9 protein-coding genes are annotated in these 17,640 nt (G+C 71.9%); 1 reads left to right on the top strand and 8 read right to left on the bottom strand.

Annotated features, from left to right (window positions below):
- The first annotated feature begins 31 nt into the window (after positions 1-31).
- On the top strand, positions 32-1,093 hold the full coding sequence (locus ABNQ39_RS36665; protein WP_376967771.1) for a sigma-54 interaction domain-containing protein: 1,062 nt from the start codon (positions 32-34) through the stop codon (positions 1,091-1,093).
- Positions 1,094-1,462: 369 nt separating this feature from the next.
- Here ABNQ39_RS36665 and ABNQ39_RS36660 read toward each other — a convergent pair whose 3' ends face one another.
- The 8 genes from ABNQ39_RS36660 to ABNQ39_RS36625 form a co-directional block, all read right to left on the bottom strand.
- Entirely contained in the window at positions 1,463-3,703 is a 2,241-nt protein-coding gene (locus ABNQ39_RS36660) for a DUF4157 domain-containing protein (RefSeq protein ID WP_376967769.1), read from the bottom strand.
- Between the two features lie 89 nt (positions 3,704-3,792).
- Positions 3,793-5,820 (bottom strand): ATP-binding protein, encoded by a 2,028-nt coding sequence (locus tag ABNQ39_RS36655; RefSeq protein ID WP_376967767.1) that lies wholly within the window; start codon positions 5,818-5,820, stop codon positions 3,793-3,795.
- Complete coding sequence (locus tag ABNQ39_RS36650) at positions 5,820-7,379, bottom strand: hypothetical protein (RefSeq protein ID WP_376967765.1); 1,560 nt, start codon at positions 7,377-7,379, stop codon at positions 5,820-5,822. The genes ABNQ39_RS36655 and ABNQ39_RS36650 overlap by 1 nt, the downstream gene beginning before the upstream one ends.
- Complete coding sequence (locus ABNQ39_RS36645) at positions 7,380-9,554, bottom strand: tail fiber domain-containing protein (protein WP_376967763.1); 2,175 nt, start codon at positions 9,552-9,554, stop codon at positions 7,380-7,382. It abuts the gene before it with no gap.
- 54 nt (positions 9,555-9,608) lie between these two features.
- Positions 9,609-11,039 carry a hypothetical protein gene (locus tag ABNQ39_RS36640; protein WP_376967761.1) on the bottom strand — a complete coding sequence of 477 codons (1,431 nt, stop codon included), beginning with the start codon at positions 11,037-11,039 and terminating at the stop codon, positions 9,609-9,611.
- Positions 11,040-11,144: 105 nt separating this feature from the next.
- A complete protein-coding gene (locus tag ABNQ39_RS36635; protein ID WP_376967759.1) occupies positions 11,145-13,607 on the bottom strand; it encodes a YncE family protein in 2,463 nt (820 codons plus the stop codon).
- A gap of 9 nt (positions 13,608-13,616) precedes the next feature.
- Entirely contained in the window at positions 13,617-15,722 is a 2,106-nt protein-coding gene (locus tag ABNQ39_RS36630; protein WP_376967757.1) for a phage tail protein, read from the bottom strand.
- A complete protein-coding gene (locus ABNQ39_RS36625) occupies positions 15,719-17,635 on the bottom strand; it encodes a putative baseplate assembly protein (RefSeq protein ID WP_376968083.1) in 1,917 nt (638 codons plus the stop codon). The genes ABNQ39_RS36630 and ABNQ39_RS36625 overlap by 4 nt, the downstream gene beginning before the upstream one ends.
- Positions 17,636-17,640 lie beyond the last annotated feature (5 nt).

Genomic DNA, 17,640 nt, shown 5'->3' with positions numbered 1-17,640 from the left:
CTTGGCATTTCTTGAGCCGCGGAGGTGCCGGATGAGTCATTCGGGAGATACGCGGGAAACCGGCGAACAAGACCCGCCGGATTCAGCGGCGACGTCCGACGACCGCGCGTTGTGCCTGCGGCTTGGCTTGGTCGGCCGGTCCACGTCGTTCCAGACGGCCTTCGCGTTGGCCCGGCGGTTCGCCCGGTGCGCCGCGCCTGTGCTGATCCGCGGGCAGACCGGCAACGGCAAGGAGTTGTTCGCCCGTGCCGTCCATCATCTGAGCGACCGCCGCGGCGGCCCCTTCGTGCCTGTCAATTGCGGCGCATTGCCCGACACTCTGGTCGAATCGGAACTGTTCGGCCACGCCCGCGGCGCCTTCACCGACGCCAAGGGCGAGCGCACGGGGCTGGTGGCCCTCGCCAACGGCGGCACGCTCTTCCTGGACGAGGTGGACAGCCTGTCGTCCAGGGCGCAGGTGGCGCTGTTGCGCTTCCTACAGGACCACGAGTTCCGCCGCGTCGGCGGCTCGAAGGTGGAGCGGACGGACGTGCGCATCCTGGCCGCGACCAATGGCGATCTGCAGGCCTGCATCGCGCTCGGGCGCTTTCGCGAGGACCTGTACTTCCGGCTGGACGTGCTGAGCCTGGACCTGCCGCCGCTTGCCGAGCGGCGCGAGGACATCGGCCTGCTCGCCCGGCACTTCCTGGCGCGCTTCGCCGGCCTCTACGCCGGCGCCGTGCCCCAGCTCGACCATGACGCCGAGGAGTGGCTGGCCGCCCAGCCCTGGCCGGGCAACGTCCGCCAGCTCGAGAACCTGATGCACAGGGCCTACGTGCTGGCGCGGGACGGCCGGGTACGGCGTGCCGACGTGGTCCCCGGACCGGCGCCCGCGTCATTGCCCGAGGCGGAGGCTGTCGCGGTGATGCACGAAGGCGGGTTGAAGGCCGGCCGTGAACGGCAGGCGCGGGAGTTCGAGGTGGCCTATCTGCGCCGCCTGCTGGCCCTGACCCATGGCAACGTCACCGAGGCGGCGCGGCGCGCCGGCACCGAACGGCGCGCCATGGGCCGGCTGCTCAAGCGCCACGGGATCGACAAGGAGGGTTTCCGGTGAGCGGAACGACGTGCGCTATGTCCACAGGGGGTCAGATACGAGCCGGATCTTGACGCCCCGCTGCCGCGCAAACTCCCGCAACGCCGGGCTGACGAGCTGTTCGTTCCGCGGCTTCACCGGCAGCGGGTTCGACCCCTCGATGAGCCGCTCGATCGTCGCCTCCCGTTCGGCTCCACTGACCGCCGCAGCCGTCCCCAAGGGCGGGAGCAGTGCCTTCGCGCAGGGGCGGCGCTCCGGGCTGAGCCGCCATTTGCCCGGCGGGCGTGGCCGGGGCCTTGACGACATCGTCGTTCAGTCACGCCGACTTGGTACCGAACTAGGCCGCATCCCTCCCCAACAGTACAGGAGGAATTCAGGTCAAACCGGCTCTCAGGGAGGCAGCCTGATGTTGGTGATCCGAAACCAAGGATCCGTCCCAAGGAAGTGCTTAACCATGTACAGCGCCGTCGGCCACGGCGCCCGCTCCGGCGGGTCCGACGGCAAATTCATGTAGACTGTCTGGTTTGCCATCTCCCGGCCGGCTCGCATGTTGAGTGCTGCGTCGAGCGGCCACAAGTTCTTGTACGCCAGCGAATCGGGGTCGGGTTGCTGCATGCTCCTGAATTGAAGATCGACGACATGATCAGGTTGGTATCCGCCCCAGTCGAAGCCGTTCTCGTCGAGCGCCTCGACAAACGGTCCTTGAGCCCGTCTGGGCGGTTGCGTTCGGAGGTTTTGGACCTTGTGGCCGACCGCAGGCCAATACGTCACTCCAATCCAGCCGGACTTGTCGGGGAGCCGGTCGCGCTTGTCCTTTCTGTAAGCAGTCCACTCCTCCGTCGGGTCCCATTGATCGAAGCTCAGATGGATGGGATCGGGGTACTTGGAGGCCGGCTTGTACCACTCCATAGAGATCGGCTGGTCTTCGGTGCCGATCGGCCGCTGGCCAGGAGCAGCAGGCAGCGCTGGAGCGGCGGGGCCGAATCCGAGCGGTTCGAGGCCCGGGAATGGAAGATCCGACGCGCCCGCGACGACCTGTTGAGGAATCGCACACACCGACGGGGGCAATTTGCCCGCGTTGCAGAGCTCCCGAACAAGTTCGTTGAGCTTCATGCACTCGTCCGGTGGCCTCGCATGCCAAAATGCCGTCTGGATGGAATCGACGTCGATTTCCTTGGACGTAATCTTCCCTACATCGATACCGGTCGTCCCTTCCTTGTGGCTGACAGTGAAAGGCAATTCATACTGCTCGGCTGTATCTGCGATCCGCAGCGACCGGACCGGCCAAATGAGACGGCAGACGCTTCTCTCTTCCAGCATCGCCTGCAGGAACACCTCCAGATCCAGTTCGATCAGTCCGCCGATCTGCAGCCGTCCCAAGTAATTCACGGCGAAGTCGCCGTTTTTGTATTCCACCGCGACGCGTTGCAGAAGACCGCCCTTGCCGACCCCGCGCAGGATGGCGCGTACACCACCTTCGATGGTGCCGACGATCGGGATTGGAGGATCCATGGGAATCACTCCCTCGGCCAGAAGGCCCACTTCGAGGCCTGCTTCGACGGACTCGCTGACCGCACCGGCGACGTAGAGCTCCGCCTCGCCGCCATAGGTCCCCGTTCCCGGGTTCAGGATAAGCCTCACGTTCTGGAGCCGACCGGGACCGATACTGCCGATCATGGTCGGGTTTCCGAGGCGTAGGGCGAGGGCGCCTTGGGCGGAGATCGGGCCCACAGTGAAACCGATCGGCAACAGCGGGATGAATCTTCCCAGTGCAAGCGAGGAGAGCTCTTCGGTCGCAGACTCGAACAGCTGAACGCTCGGCAGATGAATCTCCAAACCCCGCGGCGTCCGCTCGACTTTGCCCCCGAAGCGTTTTGCGATCGCGTTGGCGGCCTTGACCGCCAAGGACAAAGCTCCTTCGGTGATGCTGTCGATCACGCCGCCGGCTTCGCCCTTCAGGTCGGCGGTGCTCGGAAAGCCATCGCCGACGCCGGTCAATGTGGCAGCGGCATCGACTGCGGCTGCCGGCAGCGCGGAGACCTTCTCGAGGGCACCCGTTACCCCCTGCGCAGCACTTCCCAACAGTGCGAGCGCGTCGTCCGCAGCAGAGCGATGGACTTTGTCCCCTCCATGTCCACGTACGACGTGCGCGAGTTCGTGCGCCAGAAGGCGTTGGCCGGCGGGGGAATCGGGCGCGTACTGTCCGTTGCCGAACGCAATGTCGGTCCCGTGGGCGAAGGCCCGCGCGGAGATGGACCGCGCCGCTGCGGCTGCGGCTGGGCCCGTATGGAGGCGTACGCTGGACAGGTCGGCCCCGAGCCGCGGCTCGAAGAAGCCGCGCAGCCGTGGCGGCAGAGCCTCGCCACTGCCCGCAAGATCGCGGATCCCGCAACTGGCGGACGGTGACAGGCCTCTGCGCACGGTCCCGCCGTCCGGAGTACGGCGCACCGTCTCATTCCCGCAGGTGCTGCCGGTCGCGCAGGACGCGCAGCAGGCACCCTCCGGGGTGCGCATGACCCGGTCGGCGATGGCCTCGGCCTCCTGCTCCTCCGGATCATCGACTTCGCCGACCTCGAGCTTCGCACGGATGCCCGCCCGGCGGGCAGCCGCCTGCATCAACTGGTTGTCCACCAGCGGATGCCGGTGCGCGTGCGTCGCGACCTGCCGTCCTGGGGGGACCGATGGTGCGGGCGCCTTCAGGGCAAGTGACCGGGACTGTGTCATGCCACCTCCCGCTTGCCTGCAAGACCTGCAAGGCGCCCTTGGCGGCGGCACTCGCGCGCCGCCGACGCTGCAAGACACTCCATGGTCACGATGTTCCCTCCGGCCGCCGCCATATAGGCGGCCTCAAGGACCGCCTTGCGGATTTCGCCTCCCGTCAGGTCAAAGGTCTGGGCCAACCACGCGAAATCTAAACCGTCTTCGCAGGGAAGTGGCGCTTGCAGCATCTGCCTCCAGAGCCGTTCGCGCGCTGGGTCGTCGGGGCGCGGGAACTCGACGACCTGGTGCAGGCGGCGACTGAAGGCCTGGTCCATGTTGCGCGAAAGATTGGTCGCCAGGATGATGGGGCCATCATGCTCCTCCATGCGCTGCAGGAGATACGCGACCTCAAGGTTGGCGTAGCGGTCGTGCGCGTCCTTCACTTCGGACCGCTTGCCGAACAGCGCATCGGCCTCGTCGAACAGCAGCACGGCGTTGGAGTGTCGGGCCGAACGGAAGATGCGCTCGAGGTTCTTCTCGGTTTCGCCGATGTATTTCGAGACGACGCTCGACAGCTCGACACGGAAGAGGTCGAGGCCGAGGCCGCCCGCGATGACGCTGGCCGCCATCGTCTTTCCGGTTCCCGACGGTCCCTGGAACAGCGCTGCGAGCCCCGCGCCGCCGCTCAGACGCGCCAATCCCCATTCCTCCTGGACGCGCGCGCGGTGGGCGATGGCGTCAGCCACGGATCGGACGCGTTCGATGGTCGCCTGCGGCAGCACAAGGTCGGCCCATCCGTGGCGGCACGGAACGACGGAGGCGAGCCGCCGAAGCGCCGAACCGGACTGCTCACGCGCAGCACGGCACAGGAGTGGCAGCGGCACCTCACCAGCCCGGTGGCCATCGAGCCTCGCGACGAAGGCGGCGGTCCGGCTCGCGCGCTCGATCTGCCCTCGACCGAGCCTGAACCGCTCGGCGAGGATCCGCTCGTCAGAGGCCGGCACGGGAATGGCTGCCGCCGACAGCGCGCGCCGCCACAGAATTCGCTGATCGGCTATCCTAGGCGGCGGCATGTCGAAGCGCCATGCGGCAAGCCCCTCAACCACGTCAAGCGGTGCCCGGGCCGGATCGAGCATCAGGAGTGTCGGTCCCGGAAGTGCTTCCAGCGCCCGGGCGAGGCGTGCATTGCCGCCGTGGTCCTCCAGCGGGAGGGCGTCGAAGCCACCGACCAGCACGACCGCACGGGTCAGTGCCGCCGTCAGCGCGGCGCGTGAAAGCGTCTTTGGGCCGTCGTCACAACGACCGAGATCGACCGTCACCAAAGCGTGTCCCAGCCGGTGCGCGAAGGCCTCGGCCGTCTGGCGCCGACCCGATCCCGCGCACCCGGCCAGAACCAGACAGGGGCAGGAATGGCCGTTTCCCAACGCATCTGCGGCGGCCACCAAGCTGGCCGGCAGAGGGTCGTCGGCCTCGTCGTTCCGACCGTCGGACCACGTGCAGCCCGCGGCCAGATCCGGCGGTAGGCCGAGGACGAAGCGGGTCAGGGCGGGACCGGCGGCGAAGGCGCGGGCGAGGCTGGACCGGCGGCCCGGCCCCTCCTCCGCGCCCTCTATCAGGCCGGAGGCCAGCAACCGGCCGTCCTCAAGGAGAGCGGCGCGGGCACCGCGCGCGTCGCCGAGAAGCCGGATTGCGAGGTCGACCGTCGGCCAGCGCCGCGTCACCTCATTGTTGAGGTAGGCGAACAGAACCTCGTACTTGCGGTCCAGCTCGGGCGCAAGCGCCAGCACCAGTACGCCGCGCTCGACGGGCGCCAGTTCCAGGCGCCCGCATGCCACCGCCCATGCGGTGCCGGGCTGCGGGTCGGGCAATGGGCCGGGTGCGGGGGACTCCGAGGGGCCCGCCGCCAAGTGGGCATCGACCTGTTCGTCGCTGACGTAGATGCCGCGGAACTCGTCCACCGACAGTTCGTAGAGGGCGCGGACGCGCCGGACCTCCCGGTGCAGCAGCCCGTCCAGCCACGCCAGTTCCGCGTCGAGTCCAGGCTTCATCAGCACGCCTCCCGTTGGATGCGGATTGGGACGGGGCCGAGCCAGCTCAGGGCGAGCGTCGCGCCGGAGAGCGTGCTCATGGCGAGGACGACGTCCAGCGGCGGCCGGGCGAGCGTCGCGGTGATCGCCGCCGGGCTGCGCTCGACCTTCGCCGCGACGGACAAGAAATTCGCGCGCAGGTGCCCGGCGCTCGTCCCGGCAAAACCGGGAAGCCGCCGGGAGAAAGCCTGGAGCATGGCGGCGGCGGCGAGGCCGAGCGGCCGGGTGAGGGGGGTTCGCATCGCCCGAGCGCACGGAGGAGCCGAAGTATCCCCCTCACCCAAGCCTTCCCCCGGGGGGGAGAGAGCTATCAGGGTTCGCGTCCAGGCGCTGGCCCGGCTTGGGGGGACGCTGCGCGCCCAAGCGGTCACGGCGGCGGGCGAAAGCCGTGGCGGCAGGCCGAACAGGCGTCGCCACACCGGATCGCCGAATATGCCGGGCGCCCGCTCCGGCCCCAGACCGTTGGCGAGCACCAGGAAGCGCACCAGCGCGTCCGTCGCCACCTCCGGCGGCTCCGGCCAACCGTCCGGATCGGGGAGCGGCAACCCGTCGAGGGCGTCCAGCAGCAGGAAAAGACCGCCGTGGACGGTGTACTCGGCGTCCGGGGGCGTCGCGGCTGCCCCTACCGATTCCACAAGCGCGCGGCGTTGCCCGGGCGACAACGTCCGCAGGGCGAGCGCCAGCGCCGCTCCGTCGCTCCCGCCCACCGCTACAGCGGCGCCGAGCGCGCCGTCCGCGAGCGCGTCCAGGAGCGCCGGGTCGTCGAAGGCGGCTGCCCGGATTCGGGCGATGGCGCCGGCGAGCGCCGCCGTGGCCGGGCCGGGCCGGACGCCTCCGGGACCGCAAGCCGCAAGGTAGAGTTCCAGCGCCGCCCGCCCCGGCATGGCCGGGGTGGACCGGCACAGGGGGGCCTCCTCCACGATCCGGGCAGGGTCGGCCTCCCCGTCACCCCCGGCGGCGAGATCATCGAGGACGCGGCGGCACCCGGTCTCGCCCAGCGTGTCGAGGATGCGGAACCGTGCCCAGCCGTCGAGCCGCCTGAGCGCTTCGATCGCCGGCGCGGGGTCGGCCAGGATGGCTGTGCGCAGGGCCATGGATGCCGGCAGCACGCGCAGGCCGGCGAACGCCTCGTGGTACCACAGCGACCAGGCGTCGCCCGCCGCCAGCCGGTCGAGGAAGTGCGCGAGCTGGCCGGCGCGGTCGGCGAAGCGGACAATCCCATCCCCCTCGCTCGACAGCCGGCGCGCAAGCGCCGTCGCGATCGCGCCCGCCCAGGCGCCGCGCTGCTCGGTCTCGTCGCCGTCGGGGTCGAGCGCCACGTCCAGGTCGAGCCGACGAATCAGGCAGACGGCGCCGTCGGGTTCGTCGGTGAACAGCCCCTCCAGGACCGGACCGAGCGCCGCGCCGAGCCTCTCGGCCATCCGGTCGAGCCGCCCGCCGACAGCCTCCAGGCGCGGGTGGTCCCTGTCCACAAGGCCAATCATGGACAGCCGGCCGATCGTGAGGCGCACGGCGACCATCTAGGCGCTCCCGCGTGGGCGCTTGGGCGGTCGCGCGGGTTTGGTCGGCACGGGAGCGTCCACTCGGCCAGCAAGCGCCGCCTCCAGCCGCGCGATCCGTCCTTCCAACTCCTCCACCCGCCCGGCCAGCGCGTCGTTCTCGCGCACCCGGCGGTCCAACTCGCGGAACGCCTCGACGGCGAGCCCTTCGAAGCCGCGGGCGCTCATGCGCTTCAAACCATCCGGCCCCTCGCGCACCCATTGCGGGAAGATCGTCTCGACCTCGTCCGCCAGCATTCCGACCTGCGGGCGCTGGTCCTCGTCGGCGTCGGGCCGCCAGACGAAGCGTACGCCGCGCAGGCGGAGCAGCGTCGCGAGCGCGTCGTCGATGGGGGTTACATCGTTCTTCAACCGGCTGTCCGAGGGTGGCCAGAAGGTCCCTGTGGAGTAGAGCTGGCCGTAGACCGTAACGTCGTTCCCGAATCGGGCCGTGCCGGCCACATCGAGCGTGGCCGCAGGGACGGCGGTGCCGATGCCGACGCGGTCGTTCCCGTCGAAGGCGACGGTGGCGCCGCCGCTGGCGATGCGCAGCACGCCGTCGCCGCCATCCCGGATGAGGGAGCCGAGCAGGCGCACGAAGGCCGGTCCCTGGCTGGACCCGATCCCGCCCTTGACGTCCAGCAGAAGGTCGCCCGCCGGGGCGTCGGTGCCGATGCCGACGCGGTCGCCGCCGTCGAACGCCACGGTGTTGCCGCCGCTGGCGATCCGGAGAACCCCGTCGCCGCCGTCCCGGATGGTCGAGTCCAGCAGCGTCACCGCGGCCGGTACTGCCGTCAGCCCGACGGTTCCTTTGACCTCCAGCGCGAAGGCGGGGGAGGGGGCGGCGGTGTTGATCCCGACGTGGTGGTCCGCATCGCCCAGCACGATGGACCGCGCCCCCGCCGTGAGGACCAGCCGGCCGTCGCCGGCGTCGCCGACACGGGACTGCTGGAGGTGCACCGTCGCCGGCCCGTCGTCGCGCCCGAAGTCGCCCTTGACGTCGAGCGTCAGGTCCGGCGTCGCCGTCCCCACGCCGACGCGCCCGTCGGCCTCGACCGCCAGGACCGGGCGGAGCCTGCGCGGAGCGGCGTTGGCGTCGACGACCGGACCGACGATCAGGCGGTTCTTCAGCCCGGCTCCCGTGGCCGTGCCGATGGCGACCTCCAGCTCCTGGGAGACGGTGGGGATGGCGTCGCGCCGGCCGAGGGTGAACGGCCCCTGCGGCTCGCCGCCATCGCCCCCCCGCAATTCCAGCCGCCCGCCGAACAGCCGCGCGTCGCCGTAGGCGCGCAGGTGCCCCTCGACCCAGACGAGGTCGCGCGGCAGCGCCCGCCCGTCCTGCTCGACCAGATCGGCGGTGCCGAGCGCCCGCTCAGCGCACACGGCGTCGACGTCGCCGTCCGTCTTGCCCTGGGCAAGGGCGAGGCGCGGGCGCAGGCGCAGCAGCCCGCCGGGCGCCAGGATGCTTTCGGCCACCGCGCCGGCGTAGCGGCGCAGGGTGCGCGCGCCGAGCCGTTCCGGCGGCGCGAGCGGCCGCAGCCTCCCGGTCCCGGAGTCCCAGCCGACGAGGCCCAGCGGCAGCAGCCAGACCGCCTTGGCACCGCCCGGCGGCGCCCCCTGCTCGGGTACGGAGCCGTCGCACAGGAAGGGTCCTGCGGGATCGAAGACCCGACGGACGAGGCGCGGGTCGGGGCGGGTGGCGCCGCCGAAGGCGACCCCGCCCACCCGCTCGTCGAGCCGCAGGTCGCCGGTGACGCGCAGCTCGCAGCTCTCCATGACCCGGAGATAGAGGTCCAGCCCCTCGCACAGGCCGTAGGCGGCGCGGGCGGCGCTCTGCCCGGTCTCGCGGTAGGCCAGCCAGACGAACCATGCGCCCGACGGGAACCCCTTCAGCGCGTCGGGCGCGACCGGGACGGGGCTGCGCACGGTCATGACGCGCCCGTAGCCGTCCCAGCCGTACCCCGGCTGCACCCAGGCGTCCACGGCGCCGTCGGGCCGGGGCTTCTCGACGATGTCGAGCCCCGCCGCGATCCCCCAGCTGTGCCCGCCCAGCAGATGCTCGCGCAGGCGCGCGTCGCCGTAGGCGCCGATGGCCTCCAGGTCGTCGGCGCCAATGTACTGGCCGTCGAAGAACTGCGGACGGACGGACGGGTCCATGGCGGCCTCCTATTTGGAGCAATAGCCGCTCTCCCCAACGGGAGAAAGGCTCAATCACAGATTGCGTTTCAGATCCTCGACCTCCGCCTTCAGCGCGTCGAGCTGCGCCTTCAGTTCGGCGATCCCGCCCAAGCCGATCACGTCACCGAGCGCCTGGAGCGCCTGGTTGGGATCGGGCTGCATCGTCTTCAGCCAGTCGCCGACGATGCCGAACTGCGTGAAGTCGAAGTCGAACGGGACGACACCCGGAGGCACGTCCGCGTGCCGGTCCTCCGCCGGAGCCGTGCCACAGCAGAAGCAGAACAGCGCCGTGCGGATCCGCTCGATCACGCCGAAGGCGGACAGCCAGTAGGCGGCGTTCGGGAAGGTGCCGACGACCGGACGCAGCGGCGTCGTATTGCAGACCTCGACCACGCGGCAGTCGGCACCTCCCTCCACGGTGACGAGCGCCAGCGGCAGGCGCGGGTCGTGCACCGGCTCGTGACAGGGGGGTAGGGCGGCCAGGCACAGGCAGTCCTTGACCGCCGCGTTCAGGATCGGGGTGACGTGGGCGAACGCGGCGGACATGGCGTCGACGAAGGCCTGCCCTTCCAGGTCGGGGCTGGCGCAGGGCACCGTGCACAGCTCCTCCACCAGCGCGCAGGCCGTGGTCCCCTCGTGGATCAGGTGCTCGCGCAGGCCGGCCTTCAGGCGCACGCAGAACTCGTTCCAGGCGCGCCGTCCCGTGCGGTCGAGCGCGGCGTTCAGCGGCGCCTGCGGCGGCCTGCGGACGATCTCCAGCAGGTCCTCCAGGCAGGCCTGGAGACGCTGGACCAGCCGCCCCGGCTGCGGCGTCCGGTTGCCGCGCGGCCGGCAGTCGGGCTGCGGCGGGGCACGGAACACCTCGTAGCGGTAGGTCTCGCACACCACCGTGGGCAGGCAGGCTGTGGGGATCTCGCGGCGGATCTGTTTTGGTGGCGGCTTCGTGCCGCACCCGCACTCGCACCCGCAGGAGCCGTCGCAGTTCCCCTCGCAGCCGGTGCCGCAGTCGCGCTTGCCGGCGCGAAGCATGGGGGAGTTGCGGCTCGGCCGCTCGTCGTAGCGGACCGCCAGCACCCAGGCCTCCCGTACGTCGCGGCAGGCGCGGTCGTCGCCCCACGGGCGGCACTCGACGTCGCGCCGCTCCAGCGACCGGCATTTCCGGATGAGGGCGCAGACGTCCACCGTGTCTTCGTCGCAGACCACGATGTCCTCGCCGCAGGGGCCGAGCGCGTAGCCCGGCGACACCCGCACCACCCCTTCGCCGCACGGGTGGCAGGTCACCAACAGTCCGCAGACCACGCCCATGCCGTGGACGAAGCGGTTGTGCAGGCGCTGCTTGGCGGTGATGTAGTGGTCAAGCCGGTTCAGGTCCGATTCCTGGATCACCATGCCCGCCACCCAGCGCGGCCGGCACAGGCATTCGAGGCCGCCGCAGGCGCAGCCGCAGGGGTCGGGCTCGCACATCGGGGCGGCGTCGGGCGCCGGCCGGGGCGCATACCGGGGGAGATTGGTCCGAGCGGAGGAGGCGTGGCGGGCTCCGCCGTGGCCGGAACAGTGGGCGCAGGCCATTCAACCCTCCCTTCCCAGGCGAAACCAGCTCTCGAACATGCCGCCCTCGATGAAGTCGCCGGACTCGCGGTTCGACACCCAGGGCGGCAGATGGTCGGCGTCGACGCCGCGGTGCTTGCGCACCCCGCCGATGACGACGTCGTCGCGCACGAGGTCGCCGTTGAAGAGGACGCGGACGCGCAACTGCCCTTCGGCGACAAGGTTCCGGAGCCGCTCGGCGGCGCGGTCGGCGAACAGGTACAGCGCGGCGTTGGCGCTCGCCCCCCCAGGCTGGACGTCGAGCTCCGTCGCCGGGGGCGGAATTGTGCAACGCTGTTCGAGCCTCACCCCGAAGACCTCGCCCGGGATCTGGCACCAGCAGCTGCGCTGGAACTCCTGGGCTTCCTGTTCCGGAGTCTCCACGAGCGGCATGAAGCTGATGTCGTTCAGGTCCTCGACCAGCACCTCGTTGGTGAAGGCGATCACCAGCCCGAAGCCGCGGCGCTCCCACCCCGGCCCGCGGGCGTGGACGCCGAGCCGGTCCATCGGCCAGTCGCGGGTGTGCTCCCAGTTGATGGCGCAGATGCGCGTCAGCGTCAGGTCGACGGCTGACAGTCCGTCCTTGCCGGGGGGCCCCCGCTTTCCTTCCGGTCCTTCCTTGCCCGGAGGCCCTTCCTTGCCCGGCGGTCCCTCCATCCCGGGCGGCCCGGCGGCACCGCCGCCGCCGGCATTCTCGATGAAGCACCTCAGCGCGGCGGCGATGGCCTGGGTGCTCGGCAGGACGGAGCGTTCCGCGTCATTGTCGATGCGCGCGATCCCGGCCGCGGCGTCGGCCCTCGGGTCGTGAAGTCCGGGCGGCGGATCGGTCAGCCGAAGCGTCGGCTGCCAGTTGTCCACCCGCGCCACCACGAGGCAGTCGGCTTCCAGGCAGCCGGGGCAGTCGCCGCCCTCCAGCAGCGACGCGCAGTCCACGTCGCCCACGTCGACCACCGCGATGCCGTTGGCGAGCGGCACGTACAGCCGGTCCCCCTTGGCTGTGATCGCCGGGGTGCCGGCCTTCGGCCCGACGGCGAACGCCGGGCCGGCGTTCACGCTCTTGCCCAGGCGCATGGCGTGCAGGCTGACGGGCTGGACGTGGCCGTCCCCCGCGCCGTCGGCAACCACCACATAGGCCCAGCGCCCGTCAGGCGAGACGACGGCGTCCACCGGCGGGTGCTCCAGCACCACGCTGTTCTCGACCGTGCCGGTGGCCGGATCGACGAGGTGCAGCGACGACGTCGCACGCTCCAGCCCCACCACCCGGTCGGGGCCGTCGGCCGTCAGGGCGCGGACGAGGTCGAGCGGCACCGGGGTCGTCGCCCCGCCCTGGCCGACGCGCTTCACCCCGACCTTCGCCGCGGTCGGCGCCGGGACGTCGAGCGCCACGGCGTGCAGGCTCGGCTGCCCGGGCTCGGCCAGCCAGGCGGTGCGGCCGTCGCCGGACAATGCGAGGCCGGCGGTCTTGACGCCGAGGTCCACCTGCCGGTCCGGGGCTCCTGGAGCGGCCACACCGGCTGCGAACCAGCGCACGCCGCCCTTCGGCTCGATCACCGACACCAGCTCGCCGCCGGCGGTCTCTGTCAGCGCCACGCTCCCGGCCAGCGCGCCGGCCAGCGCCCCGTCGCGCAGCGCCGCCGTGGCCAGCGGCGTCGGCCCGCCGATGTCGAGCACCGTCAGCTTCGGGTCGCTGCCGGCGCCGCCCCCGACGATGAGGTCGAGGCGGGAGCCGCCGGCCCCAAGCGCCATGGCCCGCACCGGGGCGCCGAGGTCGCGCGCCGGCAGGCTCGGGAGCTGGGTGGCTGCGTCGAGTTCCATCACCGTGTCGCCGACGGCGGCGAACAGCCGGCCACCCGCCTCATCCAGGGTGACGGCCGAAGCCCCCGGAATCAGCAGCGTTCCGGCGCGTTCCAGGCGCGGCTGGGCGTACGCGCGGACGAGCCGCGGCGGGTCGATCTCCACCTCCAGTGCCCAGGTCTCCAGGATGCGGTTCGGTGCGCAGCGCGTGTCATCGCAGGCGCACTCGTCGTAAAGGACCGGCACCTCCTCCGTCGGGCACTCGCGGTAACGGATGCAGAACCGCAGCGTGTGCGGCTTGCCGTCGGGGTCGGCCTTGAGGGCGCGCACCTCCTCGAATGCGTCGAGATCGACGACCTCCTCCTCCAGGACCAGGATGTGGTGGCCGCAACAGTCGATGGCGCTGCCGGGCTCCAGCACCACCAGCCGGTCGCGGCAGGCCGGATTCGGGTGCTGGACCAGCCGCAGGCCGCAGACGATGCCGGTGCCGTGCAGGCGCTGGTGGTGCAGCCGGATGTGCTCGGCCACCCAGTTCTGCTCGTCGGTCATGTCCCGGGGGACAACGGACTTGCCCCAGAACCAGTGGTTCTTCAGCAGTGGCCGCGGCTCGCAGTCCGGGCACAGTGCCGTATCCGGGTGTGTGGTCAGCATCGCCCCCTCCTATGTGCCTGCACCGCGCCGGTCGAACCGGGTGTCCACGCCCAGCCGGCCGCTCATCCCGGCACCACCCCCGGTCTCGGCGAGCCGGGTGGCTCGGCCCAGCCTGGCCTCGCCCACCGTCGGCGGCGGCGCGCAGGGCGTGCCGAGCACCGCGTCGAAGCCGAGCGTGGATTGGATGCCGAGCCTCATGTTGGGCTCGACCCAGTGGACGACGGCCCGCGTGTGGGCCGGCGCCTCGCGCGCCACCAGCGCCTCGATGCGCCGGCGCCGCGCCGGGGTGGCACCCCGGCCGGCAGGCAGAAAGACGCTGAAGGCGTGCGCCTCGGCGTGAAATGGATCGCGCAGCGGATCGCGCTCCAGTGCCAACCGCGTTCCGCCGAGCCGCATGCCCTCGCCGACGCGGCTGCGGTCGAGGACCGCCTCGCCCCACAGGCGCGAGGCTTCGCCCAGCCGTCCACGGCCGAGGAAGAGCCAGCGCCGCAGCCGCCAGTGCTCCAGGATCAGCCTGGGGGGTTCGGGCGGGTGCGGCGGCGGCGCGCAGGTGGGCCCGCATACGACCGTGCGCGGCCGGCAGGCGGCACGGTCGAGGCCGAGCTGCAGCATCAGGAACTGGCGCAAGCCCTCCAGCGTGCCGCGCTCGGCGTAGAGCCGTGGCGCGTGGCGCAGCAGCCGGCGCTTCTCCGCCGCGCCCAGCCCCTGCGGAAAGCCGAGGCCGATCCAGGAGGCCAGCCAGTCCAGCATCCCGTCCGGCGCGGAGCGCGGGTCGAACAGGTAGCCGACCTCGTCCAGGCGGCTCTCTATCCCGCGGAACCCCTGGTCGAAGATGGCGAGCAGCCGGTCGGTCAGATCGGCCGCCACGGGGTTTTCGCTGACGACGGCCGGCAGGTAGCGGCGCAGCGGGACGCGCGGGAACTCCACGTCGAGCGTCCACAAGGCCGGCGTCGCCGACCCGTTGCCGGCCAGCGCGACCTCCACCCAGAGGAACCGGCCGGGCGGGCTGACAACGAGGCATTCCGGAGCCGGGTCGCCCGAGACCCAGGTCTGGGGCTCCGACCACCCGGCGTCGGCCGGGTCGGCAACGTCGGCGATGGGCCACTCGATCTCGTCGCTGCGCGTGCGCAGCGTCAGGCGCGTCCCCGGTGGCAGCTCGGCCCGAAAGGCGAGGCGGTGCCACCGGCAGGCGTGGATGCGGCTGTCGAGCGCGGTGGTCACGAAGCGCCCGGCCTTCGTGAAGATCGCCGGGGCGAAGGGGGCGGGGGCTTCGGCGAGCGGCGTGCCGTCCTCCGCGAACAGGCCTGCGCCCCGCGGCGTCCCGCCCGCGGCCCGGCAGAGGTCCCCCAGCACGAAGCGCCCGCGGGCGTCGAGCCGGAAGGGCAGGGGCGGGAAGGGGCCGATACCCTCTCTCCCTGGGGAGGAAAGGGCATTTTTCAACTGGATCAATCCCGTCTCCGCGGCGGCCCACGGCATGCCGGCGCAATCCACCGCGAGCCCATGCACCACCCCCACCGGCACGCTCCAGGACGGCCGGCCGCCCGCGGCAAAGCGGTGGACCACACCATGCTTCCGGTCGGCCACGTACAGTCCCCCATGCCGGTCGAAGGCGAGCGCGTTCGGCTCCCAGTCCCGGTCGAGCACCAGCCGGGGCGTCAGGTCACGCCGGCCCATGACGGCGACCCGGCCTCCCTTGGGCGTGGTCCCGCCGACCGCCAGCATCGTCTCATCGGCGGCGAAGGCGAGCGGCCTGTCGGGCATGCGGACGTCCCCTGGCGCGTCGCCCAGGCACGGCAGCGGCACGAAGCGGCAGCAGCAGGCGTCGAACCACAGGATGCGCCGCCCCTTGCGGTCCAGCGCGTAGAGCTGCCCGTCCGGCGTGTACGCGGCGGTGACCGGCGGCACCATCCCGCCGAAGGTGCCGCGCGGGTCGAGCGGGCCGGGCTCGGCCGGGGTGACGGTCTCCAGGCGGAGCGCCAGCCCGTCGCCGCCGGCGGTCACGCCGTCCAGCAGGGCGTCCGCCAAGCGCCAGCCGTCGGTCGCCGACAGGCGCATCGCCAGCGGGTCGTGGGGCGGCCGCGGCGGGAGCGGCAGATGGGGGCCGGCGCTGCTCATCCGTCGTCCTCCTCGCCGGCGATCAGGACCGTGACCTCGTGCTCGCCCGACCGCAGCAGAGCGCCGGCCGGGATAGGGACGTCGGTGCAGGGCGGGTGCGTGGTGCCGTCCAACGCGATCTCGACCGTGCCGAGCCGGTCCACCCCGGGCAGCAGCAGCACGTGGTGGACGCGCGAGAAGTGGATGTCGCCGCCGAACGGCCAGCCATTCCCGTCCGGGCCGCCGCGCAAGGGATGGAAGAAGCCGGCGAGGGCGGCGAGGGCCGCCTCCTTCAGGCCGGCGGGGTCGGCGTCCGGGGCTGCGTACAGCTCCGCCGTCACCTGCACGGTCAGATAGCAGGGCGGCACCACATAGACCTCGGTCGTCAGCAGCCGCGCCTTGTCGAGCGCCGCGCAGACGCAGCGCAGCAGCACCTCGCCCGGGCGCGGGGCCGGACCTTGCTTGTCGGGGACGACGACGACGGTGACGACGCCCGGCACGGGGGTGTCGGGAAAGTCCGGATGGTGGAGCGGCAGCGCCTTCGCCCGGCCGACCGGCCCGGCGCCCATCGCGATGTGCTCGAAGTCCTCGGCCGTCACGGCGCGGTTGCGGCTGCGGATAACTCGCGCGCCACGCAGCTCGACGGCTTCCAGCGTCTCCTCGTCGGTGCCGCCTTCGGCGGCGAAGAGGTTGGCCGTCGCGGCTGCGTCGAGCCCTGGAACCGGCGTCAGCAGCGTCGCCAGCGCCCCCGCCGGGACGTTGCCGCGGGTCCCGCCGCCGGCGCGGTAGCGGTCGGCGCGCACGCTGGAGGTCGGCCGATCCGGGTTGGCCGCCGGGGCGTGGGCGCGGTACCCGTCCAGGCGGACGTCGCCGACCGTCCGGTCGAGCACGTAGAAGCGCCGCTCCCGCCGGACCTCCGGATCCAGGCCGGGTGTGTCGGCCGGGTCGACGAAGTCGTCGACCTCCTGCCAGCGCACGAACCCCTCGCCCTCGTCGATGGAGAGCTCCAGCGTCCCCTCCAGCACCGGGGCGTTGCCCAACCGGAAGATCTGGCGCACGGTGCCGTCGCTGCCGCCCAGGATCTCGCCTTCGATGGTCTCGCCTTGGGAGGCCTCGACCGTGTTGATGCGGACGGCCAGCGCCAGCGGCGGCCGGTCCCAGCCGCCACGCTCGACCCGCGCGCGCAGCCAGTAGTGCGGCTCGGCCACGCCGTTCATGGCCGCGCGGCGGAGCACCCCCTCGGCCGGGGTCTTCAGGAAGACCTGGCCGGTGCGGAAGAAGCCGGCCGTCTCGTCCTTGAGCACGGAGATCCGCCGCCAGTCGCGCCCGTCGAACCCTTCCCATGCGATGCGCGCGCCGCTGGCGACCGGCCTGCCCCCGCAGACGACGGGCGTCAACTCCTGCCCCCCGGCCAGCCAGACGGTGACGGCGAGTTCGGTGCGTGCCGGAAACGCACCGTCGTAGGCGAAGCCCAGCAGCAGCGCCGTTCCCGGGTCCGGGGCGTCGGTGAAGAGCGTCCAGGGGGCATCGGCCCGCGCACTGTCGGCCGTGTGGTCGATCACCGCCCCGCCGACGAAACTCTGCACCACGGCCAGCTCCGGCGCGAAGGCGACGAGCCGGCGCGACGTTTCGAAGATCACCGGCCCGTCGTCTGCCGGCGCGGCCACCCGGGTGCGGCGCGGCACCTCGACGGTCGCCGCCGGCCAGGGCTTCTCGACGCCGACGGTGACGTAGGTCCGCGCCGGGCGGGCGGCTTCGGGCGCGATGCCGACCATCTCCAGGAACTTCAGGCGGGCGTGGCGCGGCAGCCGGTTCAGCCGGTAGAGCAGCAGGTCCGTCATGAAGGCGAAAACCTCCACCAGCGCCATGCCGCAGTCGCCGTCGTTGAAGTCGGTCCATTCGGTTCTGTCAGCTCTCGCGCCACGACTGGCGATTCGGC

Source organism: Azospirillum sp. A26 (assembly GCF_042604635.1).
Classification (GTDB): Bacteria; Pseudomonadota; Alphaproteobacteria; order Azospirillales; family Azospirillaceae; genus Azospirillum; species Azospirillum palustre.
Note: the sequence above shows the minus strand (reverse complement) of the source record. Positions and strands in the feature narration are given on the sequence as shown.